Genomic DNA, 20,469 nt, shown 5'->3' on the forward strand with positions numbered 1-20,469 from the left:
AATATTAATTTGGTAGACAGTAAAGTAGTCAAGTCACCTGCCAAGTGAGTCAGTGAGTCAGGGGACGTCCCTTGACTCACTTTCGGCATCGATATTTAATTTAGCTAAATCATAAAAAATGGAGTGACGACAATGGCAAGGCGCTACTATATAATTGGAATATTAATCATAATTATAGTGCTTTTATTTATTCCTAAGACAAAAGAAGAAATGTATAAGTATGATAATAATTCCTATATAAGCATACATAAGAATAAAATAACTATATATAATGATAAAAATGAAGAAATGGATACTCTTACTTTGAAAGAAGGAATAAAAGAATATTCTATCCCTACATCTTCTCAATTGGTTTTGTTGACGGGAGGAAACTTTAGTAAATATGGAAAAGATGTAGTTGTTTTTTCATTGGATGGAGAAATAAAGGAAATGTATAGAGAAGATTTTTCAAGGTTGAAACCATGGAAAATAACAACTGGAGATATAGATGGAGATGGGAAGTGTGAGGTATCCATAGGTGTATACAAAAAGACTCCATTTCATCAAGTAATGGCTAAGAGACCTTTTATATATTCATTTGAGAATAACAAGCTAGTACCAAAGTGGAGAGGTTCAAGGCTTTCTAAACCTTTTACTGATTATGATTTTTGCGATATAGATGGAGATGGAATAGATGAAATAGTATCTATTGAAATATTAGAAGACAATAAAAAGGTAATAAACACTTATAAATGGGAAGGATTTGGTTTTGAAGGATTTTTACACAGCAAAAGTTTTGAAGATGTGAAGAAACTTACCGTAAAAAGAGGTATAATTTATGTAGAGGTAAAAGACAAGGGGTTTAAATATTTAGCAAGAGTAGAGATAGAAAATAACAATATTAAAATTGAAAGGGTGAATTAAGTGAAAAGAAAGGCTTTTTCTATTGTTTCTCTAATGTTAATATTAGCTATTATGGTAACAGGTTGTGCCAACACAAAAGCTGGAGCTCAAGTCAATATAAAAAGAGAAAAAGTTGAGGTACCTTACGAACCTACTGCTTATGAGGCAAAAGTGGAACCATATAATATTAAACCAGATTTATCAAATGTTGAAAATATTGCACAGTTTGGAGAATTCACAGAAGAACAAAAGAAAATTTTGGCTAAAAACTGTTTTGTAGTTAATCCTACAAAACAAGAACAAATTTTCTATATTTATGAAGACAATCAATATAAAGACATACCTTCATTTATTACTACAGATTCAGTTTTACAAGTTTATCATATATTTTATGATTATGCACTTAGGACATTGGAAAATGAAAAATTATTGGCAACAATTGAAGAACTTACAGATAAAATGCTTAAAAATTCTATCACTATTTATAATGGCATAAAAAATAAAGATATAAAAAACATACAGCTTAAAAATATAGCGTATTTTACTGTCGCAGAGCTTTGTTTAGAAAGGAATATACCAAGTGAAGTGCCTGAAGAGGCAAAGACAATTGCCTTAGAGGAATACGAAAAAATTAATGCTCATGGAGGATTTGCTGAGTCTAGTTTATTTCCTTATGAACTAGATTATAGTCAATATGTGCCAAGAGGACATTATACTAGAAGTGAGGATTTTGAGAGATATTTTAAGGCTATGATGTGGTATGGTCAAGCTCCATTTCCTCTATATTTTAACGAAGATGAAGATAATAGAAATATTGAGCAGACCCTGCAAGCATTGCTTATAACATATAGTATATGTACTGATGAGGATTGCTTTAAATTATGGGAGAAAATTTATGAGCCAACAAACTTCTTTGTTGGAAGTTCTGATGATTTAGATATTTATCAATATGGAGAACTACTGATTAAGGTATATGGAAATAATCCTAATTTGAATAAGTTAAATGATGTGAAAAAGTTAGATGAGTTTTATAGTGAAGCAAAAAATTTGCCAGAACCAAAGATAAAGGCAAAATATACATCTGTAACTACTCCAGTTGGAAAGCAGTTTAAGCTTATGGGACAGAGATATGTGCTGGATGCTGAAATCATTCAAGAATTAGTAGAGCCAATTGTAAGACCAATACCTTCTGGACTTGATGTGCTAGGGGTATTGGGATCTGAAAGAGCAGAGTCAATTCAGATGAACAAAGAAGAAAACAAGTATTGGGAAGACTATCCAAAGATGTTTGAAAAGATGAAAGATAAAATTGGAGCATTAGATGATAATGAGTGGAAATCCAATATGTATCAAGGTTGGTTATGGACACTAAAGGGATTGTTAGAAGCTTATGGAGAGGGATATCCTTCCTTTATGACCAATGAAGCATGGACAGATAAAAATTTGACCACAGCTTTAGCAAGTTGGTCAGAATTAAAACATGACACTATATTATACGGAAAGCAAAGCGGTGCAGAATGTGGAGACGGATATGGAGAAACCAAGGGTTATGTTGAGCCAAATATAGAAGTATATGAAAAATTGTTGTGGTTAACCAAGTATTCTGTAGAAAATTTAAGACAGAGAAATATATTAGTACCAGAAATTGAAGGAAAAATGGAAGTATTTGAAGAACTATTGACATTTTTAATTGACTGTTCTGTAAAAGAACTAAGAAATGAAGAATTGACAGTGGAACAGAATGAAAGGATATTGCTATATGGTGGAACATTAGAGTATTTAAGTGCTTCCTTTGCAGGAGAGGGATTACGTTGGTTTGAAATAACTTCTGAAACTGATAAAAATATGGCAGTTATAGCAGATTTTCATACTGTTGCACCTAATGAATATAGTGAAGGAGGATATCTAGAGGCTGGTGTCGGACCTGCATTTGAAATATATGTTGTAGTGCCTATAGGAGATAAACTATATTTAACTAGAGGTGGAGTATTTAGCTATTATGAATTTGTATCAGATGAAAGACTAACTGATGAAAATTGGCAAAGCATGATTAAGGAAAACAAAGAGCCACCTATACCAGATTGGACAAATTCTTTCATTAGAGGAGGCAAGGGAGAAATACCTTATATAGATAGATACTGAGTCAAGGGACAGTCCCCTGACTCAGTTTAATGCAACGAGACTTACTTTATTGCGACAGGGAGAACCGTCCCCGCTGTCGCAAAATAAAAATGGAGTGATAAATATGTATTCAGATAAAGTTATTGAGCATTTTATGTCACCAAGAAATGTGGGTTCTATGGTTGATGCAGATGGGGTAGGGAAGTTTGGCGACCCTAATTGTGGAGATTCTTTAACTATTTATATAAAGGTTAAAGATGATGTAATTGAAGATATAAGCTTTTTGGTATTTGGATGTACTGCTTCAGTTGCTACAAGTAGTATGACAACAGTATTGGCAAAGGATAAGACTATAGAAGAAGCACTTAAAATCAAAGAAGAAGATATAGTTGAAGCATTGGACGGTCTTCCTGAAGCAAAATTACATTGTTCAAACTTAGGGGTTCAGGCTTTAAGAAATGCAATAAAAGATTATTTAGATAATAAAAAATAGTGTTGGACACTGAAATTTTTAGTCTCTTCTCTAATTGTATATAAAAAGGTAATGTAATAATTAATATAGAATAAATATAATAATAGAGTTTGTATTTAATATATAGGGGGACGATATGAAGAAAAGAAGAAGTTTTCATATAATTGTGCTTAGTAGGAAGTTATTATTTACAATAGGATTTATTATAATTATTATTGCTACGATATTTATAATAAGGACTTCTAGAGTGGCAAATATATTTAACTATAGACGAAGTGAGGTAATAGTTGTCGACCCTGGACATGGAGGAATTGATGGGGGTACTAATATTGGTGATTTACTAGAGAAGAATATAAATTTGGATATAGCTTTGAAGTTGAAGAAGGAGCTAAAAAAACAAGGATATAAGGTAATTATGACTAGAGAAGTAGATGAATCTCTAGAAAAATATAGTGATATAAATGCTTCTAGATACAGAAAGGATTTAAATGCTAGAAAGACTATTATAAATAAAAATGATCCTGCAGTGTTTGTTAGTATTCATGTGAATTCTAGTAAAAAAGGTTCAGCTAGGGGTGTTAAGGTATATCATTATCCTACATCAATTGAAGGAAAAAAGTTAGCTGAAGTTATTTGTCATTCAGTAGATGATATTGTATATGATGGTTTTTTGAAGGAAAGTTCAATTAGAACTGAAGTAATTGGTGAAAATTATTATATATTAAGAGAAACAGAAAATACTGGGGTATTAGTAGAGGTAGGGTTTATAACAAACGAAGAAGACAGAAGATTGATAACAGATGATAAGTATCAAAACAAAATTGCACAAGCTATAACAGAAGGAGTACAGAAATACATAGAAGAAATTAGAGAAAATTAACGAATGGGGGATTATTATGAAGAGGAAGGCATTGTTGTTAACTGTAATAGTTACTGTTATTTTATTTACTTTAACGGGATGTGTTCCTGGAGATGGAACTAGGACAGTTTTAAAACCAGCGGGTTTCTTTTGGGGAATACTTCATGGATGGCTTGCACCTTTTTCACTTATTATAGGAATATTTAATAAGAATATTAGAGTTTATGAGGTTATGAACAATGGTTGGTGGTATGATTTTGGATTTTATATTGCTGTTATAAGTGGTTTTGGGGGATTGTCTTTAACTCGCAAGAAGAAAAAGGATAAATGATATAGGCATTTGACAATAAATTAAAATAGTAGTAATATTTAATTAGCAAATGCCAACAACGAAACTATAAGCCATAGAATATTATGGCAAATAAATAATATTCAGGAGGATGAAATATGAAAATAGCGATTGCAAGTGAAGGAAAACAAGTAAGCGGTCATTTTGGACATTGTGAAGGTTTTACAATTTATGAAATTGGAGAAGATAAGTCATTGAAAAAGAACTTTGTAGAAAATCCAGGCCATAGACCAGGTTTTCTTCCTGTATTTTTAAAAGATTTAAATACAGATGTAATAATAGCTGGTGGTATGGGAGAAACAGCTCAAGTATTGTTCAATGAAAATGGAATAGAAGTTATAGTAGGAGCTCAAGGGGACTGTGATGATGTAATCCAAGAATATATAAAGGGAAATCTAGAATCCACAGGTAGTGTATGTACAGAACATCAACATGAAGGACATTGTGAAGAATAATATTATAGTAGGGAGCAGGGTAAGCCCATGCTCTCTTTTGTTTTTTTGAGTATAAAGCCTCAGTTTTCTGTCAAAGATACTAATAATAGAAAACTGGGGGGATTATAATGAAAAATTATACGGAAAGAGCAAAAAAGATAATAAACATGGCAAAAGTTTTATCTGACAAATTAATGGATATAAATAAGGATGAAGACGCCGCAGAAGAACAAGAAATTATAATAAATTTAAGAAAAGCCTTTAATGAATGGAAGTTTAAAGAGAATTATTTTCAAAGTGTTACAGACCCTGATTTGATAGATATGGCCATATATGAAATGGAAGCTTCAAAGATAAAATATATTTATTTTTTGAAGAAAGCTAGAGAAAATGGTCTAACAATAAAATGAATATTTGTAGTATAATTACCTTATTATATAATGAAGTAATATTTTAAGGGGGGAGTTTTGCATGACGATACAGACAGTTCTTGCATATGCTTTTGGATTGTTTCTTTTATATATTATAGGTATGCTTTTGGTCATTCCTATAAAGATTATTTTTAAGTTTATAATGAATGGCATATTAGGAGCGCTATTATTATTTATAGTAAATATCATAGGTGGTTTTGTTAATTTTACAATACCAATAAACCCTGTAAACGCTGTTGTTACTGGATTCTTAGGTATTCCAGGAGTAATTTTACTTATTATTTTACAGAAAATTTTGTAATAGTACTAATTACAAATTTGCAAAAATTATATTTTTCTGATAAACTAGATAAATGTAACAATTATAAAAAAAGGAGTGGAACGATATGGCTAATGCAAAATTGAGTGCTGAAATTAGACAAGAATTAGGTAAAAATAGATCTAGAGCATTAAGACATGAAGATTACTTGCCTGCAGTATTGTACGGAAAAGGTGAAGAAACAAAAACTATAAAGATGAATGCATTAGAATTTTTAAAGTTAGTTAGAAAACATGGTTATTCATCTCTAATAGATTTAGAATTAGAAGGAGAAACACTACCTGTAATAATTAAAGAAGTTCAAAACCATCCAGTTAAGGGTAATGTCATCCATGTTGATTTTCAAAAACTTAATAAGGATGAAAAAGTTAAGCTTACATTACCTATTAGCATCATTGGTAGAGAAAATGCAGAAACTAAAGAGACTATTTTGGTACAACAACTTAATGAAATTGAAATTGAATGTTTACCAAGATATATACCTCAATCAATAGAAGCAGATGTGTCCAATGTTGATCTAAATACACCATTGTTTGTGTCAGATTTAGAAATAGCTAAAAATGAAAATATAACTATATTTAGAGATCTACAAGACGTTGTGGCAAGCTTAACAGAACCAACTTCACATGTTGAGGAAGAAGATGAAGACGAAGAATTACCAGAAGTTGAAGTTATAGGAGAAGAAACTGAAGAAACAGATTCAGAAGAATAAACTATCGAATTATGTCGAAATAAGTATTAGTATTTGATATAATATAATAAATAGACAATACTGTGGTGGTGACCTATGAAATATATTATATCTGTATTAATGCTAATAATTATGTTTACTTTCATTTTCTATATTTGTGGAGATGTATTTGCTAATTTAATATGTAGAAAAAAGCAAGTGAAAAGAAATAGTGAAGCTATTAAAAAAACTAGGCATTCTAGAAAATGATAATAGATTTAAAATACCCTTTTAGGGTATTTTTCTTTTTTTGTTTGATATTTCATTAAATATTGCTTAAAATAATAATTAAGGGGGTGTTATTGATGGTTGAAATTGAAGAAAGAAAGGAAAAACCTTATTTAAAAGTTTTTGCATCAGTTATAGGTTCCGTAATTTTTATAGATTTTGTTATATTTATTGCTAATAAATATACAGAAAAATACCCTTATTTGACCAATATATTAGTATTGTTTTTACTTATATTTACTTGCAGTTTAATAATTATTAAATTCTTTTCTAAATATAGTTATACCTTAGAAGAAGAACAATTAAAATTTCATAGACTTATCGGAAAAAAATCTTTTTCAATGTTACAATTAGAGTTAGACAGTATTTCAAATGTTAGGCCATATAGAGATGAAGAGTTAAATTTCAAATATAAATTTGTATTTGGAAAGGATTATACAAATTGTTATGTAGGGGAATACATGGAGAATGGAGAGGTTTGCTATTTTTTATTTAAACCTAGTAGCAAAATGTACAATGTATTGAGTAAAAAAATAAATTAGATTATTGTATTAATATATTTGGAATAAACATGGAAATTGTATAAGCACAAATTTATAAATTGTGAATACTATATAATATAGTGGCAATAATCAAGGTAAAGCTTAATTGAGGGGATGATTTGGTGTTTTGTTCATTTTGCAATCAAAACAAAAGTGAAGGAGTAAGTTTCTTAAATGTTGAATTATGTAATAGTTGCATGGAGGAGATTACCAATATCACAGTTGAAGATGATAAGTACCATTACTACATAGACATTATAAAGAATATATTTAAAAAATGTCAGTTGGATAACTGACATTTTTTTTGAGTGAAAGGAGGACAAGATGGATATTCCTATTTTTGAAGGACTTAAAAAATATATTGAAGAAAAGAATATTTCATTTCATACTCCAGGGCATAAGGGGAAAAATACCCTTGTAGATTGGGGAAAATATATTCCACAAATAGATTTGACAGAAGTAGAAGGTCTTGATAATTTGCATGATCCAAGGGGTATAATTTTAGAAAGTCAAAGTTTAGCAGCTAAGACATTTAAGGCAAAAAAAACCTTGTATTCAGTAAATGGAACTACAGGAGGAATACATATAGCATTGGCTGCAGCTACAAATCCTGGGGAAAAAATTCTCATTCAAAGAAATTCTCATAGTTCTGTTTATAAAGGTGCTATTCTAAATAGACTTCGAATTGAATATATTTATCCTAATTATAATAAAAAATATAATTTACTAACAGGAATTAAGACTCAAGATGTAGAATCTATACTTATGAAGGATTCAAAAATAAGTGCTGTAGTGATTACTTATCCTTCTTACTATGGTATATGTAGTGATTTAGAAAAGATTGCAGAAATAGTTCACAAATACGACAAAATACTCATAGTAGATGAGGCACATGGGAGTCATTTTATATTTTCCAATAGATTGCCAAAATCCAGTTTAGAATTAGGCGCAGATATAGTAGTTCAAAGTACTCACAAGACATTACCTAGTTTTACTCAAACATCTATGATTCATTGTGGTTCCCATAGAATTGACATAGAAAAATTAGAAGAGATGTTTAATCTCTATCAGACTACAAGTCCTTCCTATCTGTTTATGGCATCACTTGATATAGCTAGGGCATATATGGATGGAGAAGGAAGAGATAGACTAGATGAACATTTAAGGAATATAGAAGAGATGGTTAACAAATTAAATAACATAAATGGGGTTTTTGCCTTTACAGGGGATGAAGAAGATGAAACCATCAGTGATTTTGATAAAACTAAGGTTCCTATAAGACTTAAAAATATTAGAGGAACTACTTTGGAATCCTTATTGAGGAAAAAGTATAATATACAGCTTGAAATGTCAGATTATTATTATGGATTATTATTAACTACCCTTATGAATAGCTATGATGAATTGAATTTATTTGAAGAAGCTATTCTGAACTTAGCAACAATTGAACCTTTGGAAGAAATGGTTGATTTTGATTTTGAAATGAACAGTCCTAAGATTGAAATTCCTTTAGATGAAGCATTTTATAAGAAGAAGGAAGTTGTAGGGCTAAGGGAGAGCGTTGGAAGAATATGCGGAAACTATATCATACCATATCCTCCAGGAATTCCACTTATAGTTCCAGGAGAGTTAATTACCAGTGATATTTGTGAGAAGATAGAGTTCTTAAGGAAAAATAATGTGGAAATAGTTGGCTTACTAGATTATAATAAAGAAAAGATAGTGGTTGTAAAATAGGAAAGGAAGACTGAAGATGAGTGGAATATTCATAACATTAGAGGGACCAGATGGCTCTGGAAAGAGTACTGTTGTTGAACAACTCTCTCAATATTTAAAGAATAGCAATATTGAATATATATTTACTAGAGAACCTGGAGGAACTGAGATAGGAGAAGATATACGAGATATTATACTTGATAATAATAATACCAACATGTCTCCTAGAACAGAAGCACTTCTCTATGCAGCTTCAAGAAGTCAACATGTTCATGAAAAGATAAAACCAGCATTACAAGCTGGAAAGGTGGTTCTCTGTGAGAGATTTGTACTTTCAAGCCTTGTGTATCAGGGAATTGGAAGAGGATTAGGAATTGTAGATGTAAAGAATATAAATGATTTTGGTATAGAAGGTGTGAAACCAGATCTTACTCTATTTTTTGATATTGATCCAAGCGTATCTTTGAATAGAAAAATGGTAGGACAAGATATTGATAGATTAGAAATGGAAGGAATTAATTTTCATAAAGAAGTTTATAATGGGTATTTAGATCTTATAAATAAGTATCCTGAAAATGTAGTGCTAATTGATGCATCAAAATCTAAAGAAGAAGTTTTCAAACAAGTAAAATCAGAAGTGGAAAGAATACTTAAAGAAAGGGGTTTGGTAAAATGAAACTTATAGTTGCTATTGTTCAAGACCAAGATGCTCCAACTCTAATAGATGAACTTACAGAAAAGGAATACAGAATTACAAAGCTTGCTAGTACAGGAGGATTTTTAAAATCTGGCAATACTACACTTTTAATAGGTGTGGAGGATGAAAAAGTAGAAGAAGTAATAGATATTGTTGAATCAACTTGTAAGACTAGGGAGATTACAACTTCATTGTTAACTGTATCAATGCCAGGAGATACTTATATACCTTATCCACTGGAAGTGAAAGTAGGAGGAGCAACCATATTTATTCTAGATGTAGAGAAATATGTGAGGCTTTAATTGAAAGGGAGTGATAGAATGAAGCTTTTAATAGCAATAGTTCAAGATGCAGATACACAAAAACTTGTAAAGGAATTGATGAGCAAAAAATACAGAGTTACAAAACTTGCTAGTACAGGAGGATTCTTAAAAGCTGGAAACACTACTCTTTTGATCGGGGTAGAGGAAGAAAAGGTTGAAGAAGTTATTAGTACCATAGAGGGAATATGTAAGTCTAGAGAAGCAAAACAAGGAGTAAATGTGGGAGGCGCCACAGTATTTGTAATGGATATAGATAAATTTAAGAGGGTATAACAATGGACTTTAATGATATATTGGGTCATGAAAATGTTATTAAAAACTTAAAAAGAGCAATGGAAAAGGGAAACTTAAGTCATAGTTATTTGTTTGTAGGTCCTGAGGCTATAGGCAAAAAAAGAGTAGCAATGGCATTTTCTAAAGCCCTCCTTTGTGAAAATGGAGGGCTAGAACCTTGCAATAAATGTACTTCGTGTAGAAAATTTGATTCATCAAATCATCCTGATTTTTATTATGTAGAGCCTATTAAAGACTCAATCAAAAAAGAACAAATAGAAGAGATTATCAAAACTATGCTCACTAAGCCTTTAGAAGGTAAAAGAAAAGTTTATCTTATTGATGATAGTTATACTATGAATAGACATTCTCAAAATGCCTTTTTAAAGACTTTGGAAGAGCCACCAAGCTATGTAAATATTATTCTAATAAGTACAAGCAGTAAAAATCTATTGCCTACTATAATATCTCGCTGTGAAGTCATTAAGTTTTCGCCTTTAGAAAAGGAGGATATTATTAATTTTGCAATTGAAGAATATGAAAAAACTAGAGAAGAAGCTGAATTTCTTTCTTCCTATTCAAAAGGCAGTATTGGAAGGACAATTGAACTTTTAGAAAATGATGAGTTTTTAAATTTGAGAGAAGATACTATTAATACAATAGATGGGGTATTAAAAGGTGATGAGTTAAAGGTACTTAATTCACTAAGTTTTTTTGATGAAAATGAAGAGAATTGTGAAGAAATATTGGATATAATACTTTATTGGTTTAGGGACTTATATATTTACAATGAGATAGGAGAAAGTGATTTGATCATCAACAGGGATAAAATGGAATTGTTATCTACCGAAACTTTTTTATCAAGAAGCAAAATTAATGATATAATAGAATTTATATTGGTGACCAAAGAGAATATACAAAGGAAAGTGAACTACCAACTATCCATAGAGACAATGCTTTTAAGAATGCAGGAGGTATGAGAAATGATAACAGTTGTAGGAGTTAGATTTAAAAGCGCAGGGAAAATTTATTATTTTGATCCAGATGAATTAGATATAAAAGAGGAGGATCATGTAATAGTAGAGACTGCTAGGGGCATCGAGTTTGGTCACGTTGTAGTAGGATTAAAGCAGGTGACAGAGGAAGAAATTGTGCCACCACTAAAGAAAGTACTAAGAATTGCAACAGATGAAGATAGACAAATCCATATGGAGAACAAACTAAAAGCCAAAGAGGCTTTTTCCATATGTTTAGATAAAATAGAAGAGCATAAACTTGAGATGAAACTAATAGATGTAGAATATACTTTTGACAACAACAAAGTTATATTTTATTTTACAGCTGATGGAAGAGTAGACTTTAGGGAACTAGTTAAGGATTTGGCATCGATATTTAGGACTAGGATAGAATTGAGGCAAATAGGTGTAAGGGACGAATCCAAGATGATGGGAGGATTAGGTCCTTGTGGGAAACCTATATGTTGTTCAACTTTCTTAGGAGAATTTGAGCCTGTTTCTATTAAGATGGCTAAGGAACAAGATTTGTCATTAAATCCTACTAAGATTTCAGGACTTTGTGGTAGGCTTATGTGTTGTCTAAAATATGAGCAGGAAGTATATGAACATATTCTAGATAAAATGCCTGAAATAGGAACTATAGTTATTACCCCTTTAGGAAGGGGAACAGTAGTAGAAACACGTACATTAATGGAAAGTGTAAAGGTAAAAGTAAAGTTGCCTGATGATACTGAGGATTTGATATTATATAAAATCAATGAAATAGAGTTTACAGATGAGAAGGATCCAGCTTATATTAGGGTGGATGAAGATGAAAACCATTAAATATATTTAATATCTCTTTAAATATATTCAAATTAATGTTAGAATAATAGCAGGAAATGACAAGTTGGTTGAGGGGGTGAAATAGATGGCTTACAAAATTACAGATGCTTGTATTAGCTGTGGCGCTTGTGCTGCAGAATGTCCTGTAGAAGCAATATCAGCAGGAGATGATAGATACGTTATAGATCCAGAAAAATGTATTGACTGTGGTTCTTGTGCAAATGTATGCCCAGTAGATGCTCCACAACAAGACTAATTTGATTTTAATTAGAAAAGACCCTTTGAGGGTCTTTTTTTTGATATAATAAAATAGAACAATATTATAGAAAACAATTAAAGGAGTTATCATGAACATAGAATTGAAAGAAGGAGAAAAAATTGATATTATTCCTGGGAGCACATTTAAGATAATACAAAACAGGGGAAGATTTAGTTATGGAACAGACGCTATATTGCTTTCTAGTTTTGCTAAATTCAAGAAGAATTCTAAGATAATAGATTTAGGGACGGGAACAGGTATTATTCCACTATTCTTATGCTCAAGATATGAAATCAGCAAGGCTTATGGTATAGAAATACAAGAAGAAGTGGCAGAGATGGCAAATAGAAGTATAAAACTTAATAGACTAGAAGAAAAAGTTAAAATACTTAATATGGATTTAAAGGATTTACCTAGTATATTTGAAGCTGGTGAATTTCATGTAGTTACCTCAAATCCACCATATATGGTAGGGGGAGGAGGATTAGTAAATAAAGACGACAATTTCAAAATATCTCGTCATGAAATAGCTTGTAGCTTAGAGGATGTAGTGAGAATAGCTAGTTATCTATTGAGGGAAGGCGGTAAGTTCTTTTTGGTTCACAGGCCTTCTAGATTAGCAGATATTATTTGGCTTTTGAGGAAATATAGATTAGAACCTAAATCTATTAGATTTGTCCACCCTAAGATGGGGAAGGCGCCAAATATTTTACTTTTAATGAGTATGAAGGGTGGAAAACAAGAACTTAAATTTCAAGATCCCCTATATGTTTATGGTGAAGATGGAAAATATACAGATGAAATCTATAAATTATATGGAATGGACGTGAAGTAAAAAATGAGTAATGGAACACTTTTTGTATGTCCAACTCCCATTGGCAACTTGGAAGATATTACGCTTAGGACACTAAAAGTATTAAATGAAGTGGATATAATTGCAGCAGAAGATACAAGACATACTTTAAAACTATTGAATCACTATGAAATAAAAAAACCACTTACAAGTTACCATGAGCACAATAAATGGGAAAAAGGGCAGGTAATATTGGAAAAGCTTAAGTTAGGGAAAAATATAGCATTGGTATCAGATGCAGGTATGCCAGGTATATCAGACCCAGGAGAAGAGCTAATCGGATTGGCTATAGCTGAAGATATTCATGTGGTGGCATTGCCAGGGGCAACTGCGTCTATTACAGCGCTTATACTTTCAGGACTACCTACAAGGAAATTCGTTTTTGAGGGATTTCTTTCTTCAAATAAGAAAGAAAGGATTAGTGAACTAGAAAGACTTAGAGGTGAAACTAGAACCATAATACTATATGAAGCACCTCATAGATTGATGTATTTATTAAAAGATATGAAAGAGGTTTTAGGAAATAGGAATATATCCATTTCAAGGGAGTTGACAAAGGTCTATGAGGAAACCTTTAGGGGAACTATTGAAGAGGCAATTTTAGCTTTTAAGGACAATCGTAGGGGCGAATTCGTCATAATAATTGAAGGCGGGAAAATAGAAGAAGTAAACCCCTATGAAAATATTTCTATCAAAGAACATATAAAAGCTTATTTGGAAGAAGGCATGACTAAAAAAGATGCTGTAAAAAAGGTAGCTTCTGATAGAAATTTGGCAAAAAATATAGTATATAAAGAGAGTATTGACCTATAAACTAAAAATTCCCGTCCAAATTTGGGCGGGAGTTTTATTAGTTATTATTTTTGTAATTCTTCTAAACAAGCTGGGCAGATGTTTTTACCTTTGAATACTTGTACATCTTTAGCTTGTCCACAGAAAATGCAAGCAGGTGCATATTTTTTAAGTATTATTTGTTCCCCATCAACATAAATTTCTAATGCATCTTTTTCAGCAATTTCCAATGTTCTTCTTAATTCTATTGGGATTACTACTCTACCCAATTCGTCTACTTTTCTTACAATGCCTGTTGATTTCATTTGTCATTCCTCCTAAACATTTGTCAAATCGACTTTTTTCTACAAATTAAATAGTACCATATATGTCAATTATAGTCAACACCTTTTTAACAAATATTTAAATTATTATTTAGAGGAATATTATGATGTATATATTTAGTGTAAAAGTTTTGATATATTATATATAATGAGTTTTTTAAGTGAGGTGTTTTTATGTATGGTGTGAGTGAAGAGTTAAAAGAAAAGGTAAATGAACTCAATATGATCCTAAATGAAAAGTATAGGAAACTTCTTGATATGAACAATGATGATTTGAGAGATTTTATACAACAAAATATTGGAGAAATTGTGAAAGTGGAAAAATTATCCACAGAAGAATTGGACAGCTTCTACAATAGAGGTGGCATAATAGGTGTAGACGGTTCGAAAAATAGATTGGGAGGAGCATATCCCCATTATGTAGAAATATATCAAGGGCTGGCAAAGAGTTCAATATCTAGCAATGAACCTGTATATATTGCAGATTTTTTTACACCATTGAACACGGAAGAAGAAGATGAAATTATCAAGAGAAATGGCAAGGATACTTTGGATACAAGTGGAAATGAAGAATTTATAAGAAACTATAAATTGTCTGGGATAGAAGTTGACGTAGCATTAGAAAGTGTAAAAAAATATAATCCCTATGCCATAATGATGGATGGCTCTCTTATTCGATATGATATTGAATGTTTTGAAAAATGGGTAGAACTTAGGAAGGAATGTGAAAAAAGAGGAGTAATACTCATTGGAGTTATAAAGGATATAAAGACTTCCATGGTTGGAACCATGCTGTTAGAGGAAGGAGTTTTAAGAGATGCAGACTATTTATATGATAGAGAGATGCTCTATGGACTTCTTGGGTACGGAGAGATGATCAAAATAAGGGAAGATGTTGCTAAGAAATCTAAGGAAGGTTTTGCTTCTGTTTTTATGAGAAGTTCTAATACACCAAATGTGATTGGAATGGATATAATAGACAGCCAAAGAGAGTATTTAGATGAGATGGCTAGACTTGTGTTCACTCTTACACCAGTAAATAGTAGAGGTGTTCCATTGTGGCTTGATATTGTGGACAAGGAAGTGAAGCTTTCAGACAAGATGATGAGAAGTTTATTGGAAAATTATTTGGATAGGGACATATTGGAGAAGTTCTTTATATCTGAAAGAGATAAAAGAACACTTTAGGAGGGATAGTATGAAGGTTGTAGGTATAACAACTCAGCAAGAAGTCTATATTGGGTCAAAGGATAGAAATTTTAGAATCAATGAGTTTTTAATTATAATGGATACTTATCAGGGAGAATTGATGGGGGAAGTGGTAGAAGCTAAGACTTATAACAGATATATTCCCCTTAATATCAATGGAGACTTAGTAGATGCTTCAGTTTTAGAATCATTGAGGGCAATAGGATATAATATAGATGAAGATACTATCTATATTGCAAAGGTAAGATTGTTAAATGAAGCCCAATACCCAATTCAAACAGGTTCTGATGTGAGAGTTCCAGAGTTTCATGAAGTAAAAGATATTATGATACAGTCATCAGTGGAAAAGGGATTGGTATTAGGAGTTATAAGGAATACTGATCAGATGGAAGAAGGAATGGATGAGGAATTAAAGGATCTATTATATTTATTTGAAGATGATAAGCTTAAACCTCAAAAGGGGATACCCTATATATTTGATCTAAAATCCATGCATCAATATCCTCATGTAGGTGTATTTGGCGGGTCTGGCTCTGGAAAGTCTTTTGGACTAAGGGTGGTATTGGAAGAACTAATGAGACAAAGTATACCAACTATAATACTGGATCCCCATTTTGAAATGGATTTTAGTGAACCACAGGATTATTTGCCAGAAGAAAAAAAGGAAGATTTCAGTGGAAGATTTAAATGTCTACAGGTAGGATACCATGTAGGAGTTAGATTTGAGGATTTAACTGCACAGGATTTAAAGAATTTGCTAGATGCTTCTAGTCCAATTACTGATGCCATGAGTAATGTGGTAGATATATTATTTAAGAGAAATGATTCTTATCAAAGTTTCCATGACAGATTAAAGATGCTAAGTGAAGCACAAGAAGAAGGTACCCAAGAAAAACTGAGAAGAAGAATAGAAGAAGCTACTACAAATGTTGAAAAGGAAGCTTGGAAGAAGAGAAGGGAATTGTATGATAGCTATGACAAGACTTGCCCTTATAGTTCTGTGAGGGGAATATATTGGAGACTTAGAAAGCTATATTATGAAGGGGTTTTCTCAAATGATATTCATGAAATAGAAGAAGGATTGTTGTTAGGAAAGTTGATTGTGATTCAAGGTAGTACAAGGATGTTACAAGTGTTTAGTACTTATTTACTTAATAATCTATATCACAAGAGAAGGGATTTCAAAGACGCTCAGTATAAACACACTACAGCAGATTATTTTCCTCCATTTTTCATAGTAACAGATGAAGCTCACAATTTTGCACCAAAGGGTTATGATTCTCCATCAAAATCCATATTGAAAGAGATTTCTCAAGAAGGTAGAAAATATGGAGTATTTTTGATATTGGCAACACAAAGACCTACCCTATTAGATGAAACTATTACTGCCCAATTGAATACTAAGTTTATATTTAGAACTGTAAGAGCGTCAGATATTCAGACTATAAAAGAAGAAACAGATATAAAAGAGGAAGAAGCAAGGAGACTACCATATCTTAAATCAGGAGATGTATTTGTATCTTCAGCGACCATAGGAAGAACTATATATGCTAGAATACGAGCTTCTAAGACTTCTAGCCCTCATACTTTAAATCCATTTGACGAACTGTTTAATTACAACAATGAGAAAGAAGAAAAGTTCTACAAAGTTGTTGCAGATAAACTGCCTATAAACGATTCTCAGATACTATCTATTTTAGGAGAAGTAGAAAGAGAATATGGAGAGAGTATGACTATAGAACAGTTCAAAGAGAGAATGGATAATTTAGCAATAAACAAAAAAGTAGAAAAGGTTTCTACACCTTTTGGAGACATGTACAAATGAGTCAGGGGACGGTCCCTTGACTCACTCACATTCGCAAAAAAATGGTTAATACTATTATTAAAAACTCCTTCATATATTAATATGAAAGGGGTTTTTTAATTGATAAGTACAATTTGGTTTTTGATGATATTTATTGGAATCATATATGCTGTTTATACAGGAAATCTTGGAGAGATAAACAATATTATTTTGAGTGAAGCGGAAGAAGGGGTTATGTTTACTATAAGCCTCATAGGCATTATGGCCTTTTGGCTAGGGCTTATGAATATAGCTGAAAAGTCTGGGCTTATTAAGTCTATTGCAAAGTTTTTTAGACCATTGATAAGGCTATTGTTTCCTGAAGTACCAAAGGGTCATCCTGCAGAAAGATGGATACTCATGAATTTTATAGCCAATATGTTTGGCGTAGGGAATGCAGCAACTGCCTTTGGTCTTAAGGCAATGGGGGAATTAAATAGTTTAAATAAGGATAAAAAAGTTGCTACAAATTCTATGGCAATGTTTTTGATAATCAATATGTCTTCACTTCAATTAGTGCCATTGACAGTTCTAAAGATTAGACATGACTATGGTTCATCAAATCCAACTGATATCATAGGGCCTACTATTGTTGCAACAACTCTTTGTACAATAATAGCTATAATAATAGGAAAATGTTTTGAGGTGGCGAAAAGATGATAGAGTTTATTTCAATAGGTATAATACCTTTTATGGTTTTGATAATAGTACTTCATGGTTACATAAAAGGAGTAGATGTTTATAATAGTTTTGTAGAAGGGGCAAAGGAAGGTATGAAAACCTCCATCAAAATAATGCCCTATTTGATAGGCATCTTTATTTCAATAGGTATTTTTAGAGGATCTAATGCAATGGATATGTTTATAGATTTATTAAGCCCTATTACTAATGTCCTTGGCATACCTAAAGAAATACTTCCTTTAGTCCTTATAAGGCCTATATCTGGTAGTGGTGCATTAGGAGTTGTGAAAGATACTATAGCTCAATATGGGCCTGATTCTATGGTTGGCAGACTTTCCTCAATAATGATGGGTTCTTCTGAGACTATTTTTTACACTTTGGCTGTATATTTTGGCTCCATTGGAGTTGAGGATTATGGTCATACTTTAAAGGCAGCACTACTTTCCTATGTAATATCAATTTTCATATCAATATTTATATGTAATTTATTAATTTGAAAAGTTCCTCCCATGTATAGGAAGGAACTTTTTTCATAATTATTTTTCTAAAATATAAACTTTTACTTTTCTTCTACCAAACTGCTTACAGGCTTCTCCACTTGTAAAAAACAAGTCAATCCTGTTACCTTTTATAGCACCACCTGTATCCTCTGCTGTAGCAAAGCCATAATCATTAGTACCATCTAGGGATTCAATATAAAGCTTTGTACCCAGAGGTATAACTCTTGGGTCAACAGATACTACACCTGGTCTGGCTTTAGTACCTGAAGCTGTAATACCATATCCCCTATCTCCTGGATGTTTACCACAACTTGCATAGGACAAATCATAGGCTGTAGCTGTAACAACAAAACTTCTCTTAAATCTAAAGTTTCCTCTTGAGGCAACAATAAAATCTTTTGTGCCTTCTTCAACTATATTTGCCACTGGTTTTGTTACAATTTTTTCAGCGACAATATCTTCTGAGTTTAACTTCCCATTTTTAAAGATTTTTTTAACTTGAACTTCTTTTAATCCATTTTTACCTTCTTGGACAACTTGTGTAGTTCCCTTAGCCAACTTATTAGATTTTCTTGATATGTTTTCAAAAGGAATTTCTTCCTTTACTATATCGGTGGTTTCTTTTATTTGTACCACCTCAATGTTATCCATAGGGTTTACTCTTTCCTTAAGATCAGGATAAGTATAATCATTTTTTCCTAAATCAATTTTTAAGCTTTCAAGTATATTCTCAACTGTGTTCTCTGTAGATTCAACTTCAATCACTTTATTTGCAACTTTTACCCTATAGGTCTTAGGATTCTTAATGACTATAGTAGTGTCATCTTTCAATTCTTCGGTAGCTTTATAATTTATATAAGCTCCTTTTGTAAGTTTTATTCCTTGTTTTTCGAGAAGTTCTCCAACAGTAGATTTAAATGTTCTAACTGTTGCTTTACTATCATCTATGCAAATATTCACCTTTTTTGTCTTGTACTCAATAATGCTAACTATAAGCATAGTTGCTACAGCGAGGATTGTAATAATTTTCAGATGGTGCTTATTAGGTACTGAAAATTTTTCCATATTTTTCCCTCCTCTTAGTTGACTGTATGTTATTCTATTTAATATGAAATAATTTGTCAAATTTCCTTGTAACTTGTAAAAAGATTCAGTAAATTTAGAAAAAGTGCCTTATAAGTAGCTATTATTACCAATTTGAATTAATGCTATTCAACACATTTTAAATTCATTTTTAAATTTCCAAAAAAAAATTATGTGTTTCTAAGCCGCATGTAAACTCAATTAGCTTAGAAACACAGTTCACAAATTCCAAAAAAGTTACTAACAATATTTTACAAAATCGCTTAACGGTACTATTCTTCTATATCCTGAGGGATAAAATTTTCAATATTTTCATGGGATAAATTATCTATTTCATTCATTTCCATAGGATATTCAGGATACATTGGTCTTCTACAACGGTTCATACACATTTCGACACATTGCCTTAGCATAGGATCTCTCATTAGTGGACACATATACATATCATTAGGCGGATATACAGGTTCAGGCATATATGGATGCTCAGGATATATAGGTTCACAAGGTGGATACATAGGTACAGGTTCAGGCATACATGGCGGTTCTTGTGGACACACAGGTTCAGACACATATGTTGGTTCCATTATATACATTGGATATAATGGTGGTACCGCTGGCATATATGGATCTGGATTCATAGGTGAATACATTTAAAAATCAACTCCTTTTTTTAATCTCAATAATAGTATATGAATATACTATCTAGTGG

Annotated in this window: 28 protein-coding genes; 25 read left to right on the top strand and 3 right to left on the bottom strand. The window is 31.6% G+C overall.

The genetic code is table 11. The features are described 5' to 3' along the window. Positions 1-132 precede the first annotated feature (132 nt). The 21 genes from BQ9840_RS08570 to rsmI all read left to right on the top strand — a co-directional run bounded on the left by BQ9840_RS08570 (position 133) and on the right by rsmI (position 14,142). Positions 133-903, top strand: coding sequence for a hypothetical protein (locus tag BQ9840_RS08570; protein ID WP_077369389.1), 771 nt, complete (start codon positions 133-135; stop codon positions 901-903). Continuing rightward, complete coding sequence (locus BQ9840_RS08575) at positions 904-3,024, top strand: DUF3160 domain-containing protein (protein ID WP_077369390.1); 2,121 nt, start codon at positions 904-906, stop codon at positions 3,022-3,024. It abuts the gene before it with no gap. A gap of 103 nt (positions 3,025-3,127) precedes the next feature. Beyond that, positions 3,128-3,496, top strand: coding sequence for an iron-sulfur cluster assembly scaffold protein (locus BQ9840_RS08580; RefSeq protein ID WP_077369391.1), 369 nt, complete (start codon positions 3,128-3,130; stop codon positions 3,494-3,496). Between the two features lie 115 nt (positions 3,497-3,611). After that, positions 3,612-4,355, top strand: a complete 744-nt coding sequence (locus BQ9840_RS08585) for an N-acetylmuramoyl-L-alanine amidase family protein (protein ID WP_077369392.1) — start codon at positions 3,612-3,614, stop codon at positions 4,353-4,355. 16 nt (positions 4,356-4,371) lie between these two features. Further along, entirely contained in the window at positions 4,372-4,665 is a 294-nt protein-coding gene (locus tag BQ9840_RS08590; RefSeq protein ID WP_077369393.1) for a hypothetical protein, read from the top strand. 116 nt (positions 4,666-4,781) lie between these two features. Continuing rightward, the gene (locus BQ9840_RS08595; RefSeq protein WP_077369394.1) at positions 4,782-5,138 is read left to right on the top strand and encodes a NifB/NifX family molybdenum-iron cluster-binding protein; all 357 of its coding nucleotides are present in this window, start codon (positions 4,782-4,784) and stop codon (positions 5,136-5,138) included. Between the two features lie 107 nt (positions 5,139-5,245). Next, complete coding sequence (locus BQ9840_RS08600) at positions 5,246-5,527, top strand: DUF2508 family protein (protein ID WP_200804905.1); 282 nt, start codon at positions 5,246-5,248, stop codon at positions 5,525-5,527. A gap of 61 nt (positions 5,528-5,588) precedes the next feature. Next, complete coding sequence (locus BQ9840_RS08605; protein WP_077369395.1) at positions 5,589-5,849, top strand: pro-sigmaK processing inhibitor BofA family protein; 261 nt, start codon at positions 5,589-5,591, stop codon at positions 5,847-5,849. Between the two features lie 85 nt (positions 5,850-5,934). Further along, on the top strand, positions 5,935-6,579 hold the full coding sequence (locus BQ9840_RS08610) for a 50S ribosomal protein L25 (protein ID WP_077369396.1): 645 nt from the start codon (positions 5,935-5,937) through the stop codon (positions 6,577-6,579). Positions 6,580-6,654: 75 nt separating this feature from the next. After that, positions 6,655-6,807: a hypothetical protein gene (locus BQ9840_RS12530; protein ID WP_159436128.1), complete on the top strand. Its 153-nt coding sequence runs from the start codon at positions 6,655-6,657 to the stop codon at positions 6,805-6,807. Between the two features lie 95 nt (positions 6,808-6,902). Beyond that, positions 6,903-7,367: a hypothetical protein gene (locus BQ9840_RS08615; protein WP_077369397.1), complete on the top strand. Its 465-nt coding sequence runs from the start codon at positions 6,903-6,905 to the stop codon at positions 7,365-7,367. A gap of 122 nt (positions 7,368-7,489) precedes the next feature. Continuing rightward, a complete protein-coding gene (locus tag BQ9840_RS08620) occupies positions 7,490-7,663 on the top strand; it encodes a sigma factor G inhibitor Gin (RefSeq protein WP_159436129.1) in 174 nt (57 codons plus the stop codon). Between the two features lie 28 nt (positions 7,664-7,691). Beyond that, on the top strand, positions 7,692-9,104 hold the full coding sequence (locus BQ9840_RS08625) for an aminotransferase class I/II-fold pyridoxal phosphate-dependent enzyme (RefSeq protein ID WP_077369399.1): 1,413 nt from the start codon (positions 7,692-7,694) through the stop codon (positions 9,102-9,104). A gap of 16 nt (positions 9,105-9,120) precedes the next feature. Then, positions 9,121-9,759, top strand: a complete 639-nt coding sequence (gene tmk / locus BQ9840_RS08630) for a dTMP kinase (RefSeq protein ID WP_077369400.1) — start codon at positions 9,121-9,123, stop codon at positions 9,757-9,759. Then, entirely contained in the window at positions 9,756-10,082 is a 327-nt protein-coding gene (locus BQ9840_RS08635; RefSeq protein ID WP_077369401.1) for a cyclic-di-AMP receptor, read from the top strand. The genes tmk and BQ9840_RS08635 overlap by 4 nt, the downstream gene beginning before the upstream one ends. Positions 10,083-10,100: 18 nt before the next feature. Then, positions 10,101-10,376 carry a cyclic-di-AMP receptor gene (locus tag BQ9840_RS08640; protein WP_077369402.1) on the top strand — a complete coding sequence of 92 codons (276 nt, stop codon included), beginning with the start codon at positions 10,101-10,103 and terminating at the stop codon, positions 10,374-10,376. Between the two features lie 2 nt (positions 10,377-10,378). Continuing rightward, positions 10,379-11,356 carry a DNA polymerase III subunit delta' gene (gene holB, locus BQ9840_RS08645; protein WP_077369403.1) on the top strand — a complete coding sequence of 326 codons (978 nt, stop codon included), beginning with the start codon at positions 10,379-10,381 and terminating at the stop codon, positions 11,354-11,356. Between the two features lie 3 nt (positions 11,357-11,359). Further along, the gene (locus tag BQ9840_RS08650) at positions 11,360-12,217 is read left to right on the top strand and encodes a PSP1 domain-containing protein (protein WP_077369404.1); all 858 of its coding nucleotides are present in this window, start codon (positions 11,360-11,362) and stop codon (positions 12,215-12,217) included. An 85-nt stretch (positions 12,218-12,302) separates the two neighbouring features. After that, positions 12,303-12,473, top strand: coding sequence for a DUF362 domain-containing protein (locus BQ9840_RS08655; RefSeq protein WP_077369405.1), 171 nt, complete (start codon positions 12,303-12,305; stop codon positions 12,471-12,473). Between the two features lie 91 nt (positions 12,474-12,564). Then, positions 12,565-13,311 (top strand): tRNA1(Val) (adenine(37)-N6)-methyltransferase, encoded by a 747-nt coding sequence (locus BQ9840_RS08660; RefSeq protein ID WP_077369406.1) that lies wholly within the window; start codon positions 12,565-12,567, stop codon positions 13,309-13,311. Positions 13,312-13,314: 3 nt separating this feature from the next. Then, a complete protein-coding gene (rsmI, locus tag BQ9840_RS08665; RefSeq protein ID WP_077369407.1) occupies positions 13,315-14,142 on the top strand; it encodes a 16S rRNA (cytidine(1402)-2'-O)-methyltransferase in 828 nt (275 codons plus the stop codon). 44 nt (positions 14,143-14,186) lie between these two features. Here rsmI and BQ9840_RS08670 read toward each other — a convergent pair whose 3' ends face one another. Then, positions 14,187-14,426, bottom strand: coding sequence for an AbrB/MazE/SpoVT family DNA-binding domain-containing protein (locus BQ9840_RS08670; protein WP_077369408.1), 240 nt, complete (start codon positions 14,424-14,426; stop codon positions 14,187-14,189). A 192-nt stretch (positions 14,427-14,618) separates the two neighbouring features. On the opposite strand from BQ9840_RS08670, the gene BQ9840_RS08675 reads away from it, so the two are divergent. The 4 genes from BQ9840_RS08675 to BQ9840_RS08690 all read left to right on the top strand — a co-directional run bounded on the left by BQ9840_RS08675 (position 14,619) and on the right by BQ9840_RS08690 (position 18,674). Further along, positions 14,619-15,632: a DNA double-strand break repair nuclease NurA gene (locus BQ9840_RS08675; RefSeq protein WP_077369409.1), complete on the top strand. Its 1,014-nt coding sequence runs from the start codon at positions 14,619-14,621 to the stop codon at positions 15,630-15,632. Positions 15,633-15,642: 10 nt separating this feature from the next. Then, entirely contained in the window at positions 15,643-17,478 is a 1,836-nt protein-coding gene (locus BQ9840_RS08680) for an ATP-binding protein (RefSeq protein WP_077369410.1), read from the top strand. 99 nt (positions 17,479-17,577) lie between these two features. Next, the gene (locus BQ9840_RS08685) at positions 17,578-18,156 is read left to right on the top strand and encodes a nucleoside recognition domain-containing protein (protein WP_077369411.1); all 579 of its coding nucleotides are present in this window, start codon (positions 17,578-17,580) and stop codon (positions 18,154-18,156) included. After that, positions 18,153-18,674 (top strand): spore maturation protein, encoded by a 522-nt coding sequence (locus tag BQ9840_RS08690; protein ID WP_077369412.1) that lies wholly within the window; start codon positions 18,153-18,155, stop codon positions 18,672-18,674. The genes BQ9840_RS08685 and BQ9840_RS08690 overlap by 4 nt, the downstream gene beginning before the upstream one ends. Positions 18,675-18,713: 39 nt before the next feature. Here the strand turns inward: BQ9840_RS08690 and BQ9840_RS08695 are convergent, their stop codons facing one another. After that, positions 18,714-19,742, bottom strand: coding sequence for a 3D domain-containing protein (locus tag BQ9840_RS08695; protein ID WP_077369413.1), 1,029 nt, complete (start codon positions 19,740-19,742; stop codon positions 18,714-18,716). A 290-nt stretch (positions 19,743-20,032) separates the two neighbouring features. After that, a complete protein-coding gene (locus BQ9840_RS08700) occupies positions 20,033-20,410 on the bottom strand; it encodes a hypothetical protein (RefSeq protein WP_077369414.1) in 378 nt (125 codons plus the stop codon). Between the last annotated feature and the right edge of the window lie 59 nt (positions 20,411-20,469).

It is taken from the genome of Anaerosalibacter sp. Marseille-P3206 (assembly GCF_900155565.1).
Taxonomy (GTDB): Bacteria; Bacillota; Clostridia; order Tissierellales; family Sporanaerobacteraceae; genus FUHM01.

Excerpts from the sequence above, each read along its gene's own strand:
- BQ9840_RS08670 (WP_077369408.1), bottom strand. The coding sequence starts at position 14,426 with ATGAAATCAACAGGCATTGTAAGAAAAGTAGACGAATTGGGTAGAGTA.
- BQ9840_RS08640 (WP_077369402.1), top strand. The coding sequence starts at position 10,101 with ATGAAGCTTTTAATAGCAATAGTTCAAGATGCAGATACACAAAAACTT.
- BQ9840_RS08695 (WP_077369413.1), bottom strand. The coding sequence starts at position 19,742 with ATGGAAAAATTTTCAGTACCTAATAAGCACCATCTGAAAATTATTACA.
- BQ9840_RS08600 (WP_200804905.1), top strand. The coding sequence starts at position 5,246 with ATGAAAAATTATACGGAAAGAGCAAAAAAGATAATAAACATGGCAAAA.
- BQ9840_RS12530 (WP_159436128.1), top strand. The coding sequence starts at position 6,655 with ATGAAATATATTATATCTGTATTAATGCTAATAATTATGTTTACTTTC.
- BQ9840_RS08635 (WP_077369401.1), top strand. The coding sequence starts at position 9,756 with ATGAAACTTATAGTTGCTATTGTTCAAGACCAAGATGCTCCAACTCTA.
- BQ9840_RS08680 (WP_077369410.1), top strand. The coding sequence starts at position 15,643 with ATGAAGGTTGTAGGTATAACAACTCAGCAAGAAGTCTATATTGGGTCA.
- BQ9840_RS08570 (WP_077369389.1), top strand. The coding sequence starts at position 133 with ATGGCAAGGCGCTACTATATAATTGGAATATTAATCATAATTATAGTG.
- BQ9840_RS08605 (WP_077369395.1), top strand. The coding sequence starts at position 5,589 with ATGACGATACAGACAGTTCTTGCATATGCTTTTGGATTGTTTCTTTTA.
- BQ9840_RS08700 (WP_077369414.1), bottom strand. The coding sequence starts at position 20,410 with ATGTATTCACCTATGAATCCAGATCCATATATGCCAGCGGTACCACCA.
- BQ9840_RS08625 (WP_077369399.1), top strand. The coding sequence starts at position 7,692 with ATGGATATTCCTATTTTTGAAGGACTTAAAAAATATATTGAAGAAAAG.
- BQ9840_RS08660 (WP_077369406.1), top strand. The coding sequence starts at position 12,565 with ATGAACATAGAATTGAAAGAAGGAGAAAAAATTGATATTATTCCTGGG.
- BQ9840_RS08580 (WP_077369391.1), top strand. The coding sequence starts at position 3,128 with ATGTATTCAGATAAAGTTATTGAGCATTTTATGTCACCAAGAAATGTG.
- BQ9840_RS08690 (WP_077369412.1), top strand. The coding sequence starts at position 18,153 with ATGATAGAGTTTATTTCAATAGGTATAATACCTTTTATGGTTTTGATA.
- BQ9840_RS08615 (WP_077369397.1), top strand. The coding sequence starts at position 6,903 with ATGGTTGAAATTGAAGAAAGAAAGGAAAAACCTTATTTAAAAGTTTTT.
- BQ9840_RS08675 (WP_077369409.1), top strand. The coding sequence starts at position 14,619 with ATGTATGGTGTGAGTGAAGAGTTAAAAGAAAAGGTAAATGAACTCAAT.
- BQ9840_RS08650 (WP_077369404.1), top strand. The coding sequence starts at position 11,360 with ATGATAACAGTTGTAGGAGTTAGATTTAAAAGCGCAGGGAAAATTTAT.
- tmk (WP_077369400.1), top strand. The coding sequence starts at position 9,121 with ATGAGTGGAATATTCATAACATTAGAGGGACCAGATGGCTCTGGAAAG.
- BQ9840_RS08610 (WP_077369396.1), top strand. The coding sequence starts at position 5,935 with ATGGCTAATGCAAAATTGAGTGCTGAAATTAGACAAGAATTAGGTAAA.
- BQ9840_RS08590 (WP_077369393.1), top strand. The coding sequence starts at position 4,372 with ATGAAGAGGAAGGCATTGTTGTTAACTGTAATAGTTACTGTTATTTTA.
- holB (WP_077369403.1), top strand. The coding sequence starts at position 10,379 with ATGGACTTTAATGATATATTGGGTCATGAAAATGTTATTAAAAACTTA.
- BQ9840_RS08655 (WP_077369405.1), top strand. The coding sequence starts at position 12,303 with ATGGCTTACAAAATTACAGATGCTTGTATTAGCTGTGGCGCTTGTGCT.
- BQ9840_RS08585 (WP_077369392.1), top strand. The coding sequence starts at position 3,612 with ATGAAGAAAAGAAGAAGTTTTCATATAATTGTGCTTAGTAGGAAGTTA.
- rsmI (WP_077369407.1), top strand. The coding sequence starts at position 13,315 with ATGAGTAATGGAACACTTTTTGTATGTCCAACTCCCATTGGCAACTTG.
- BQ9840_RS08595 (WP_077369394.1), top strand. The coding sequence starts at position 4,782 with ATGAAAATAGCGATTGCAAGTGAAGGAAAACAAGTAAGCGGTCATTTT.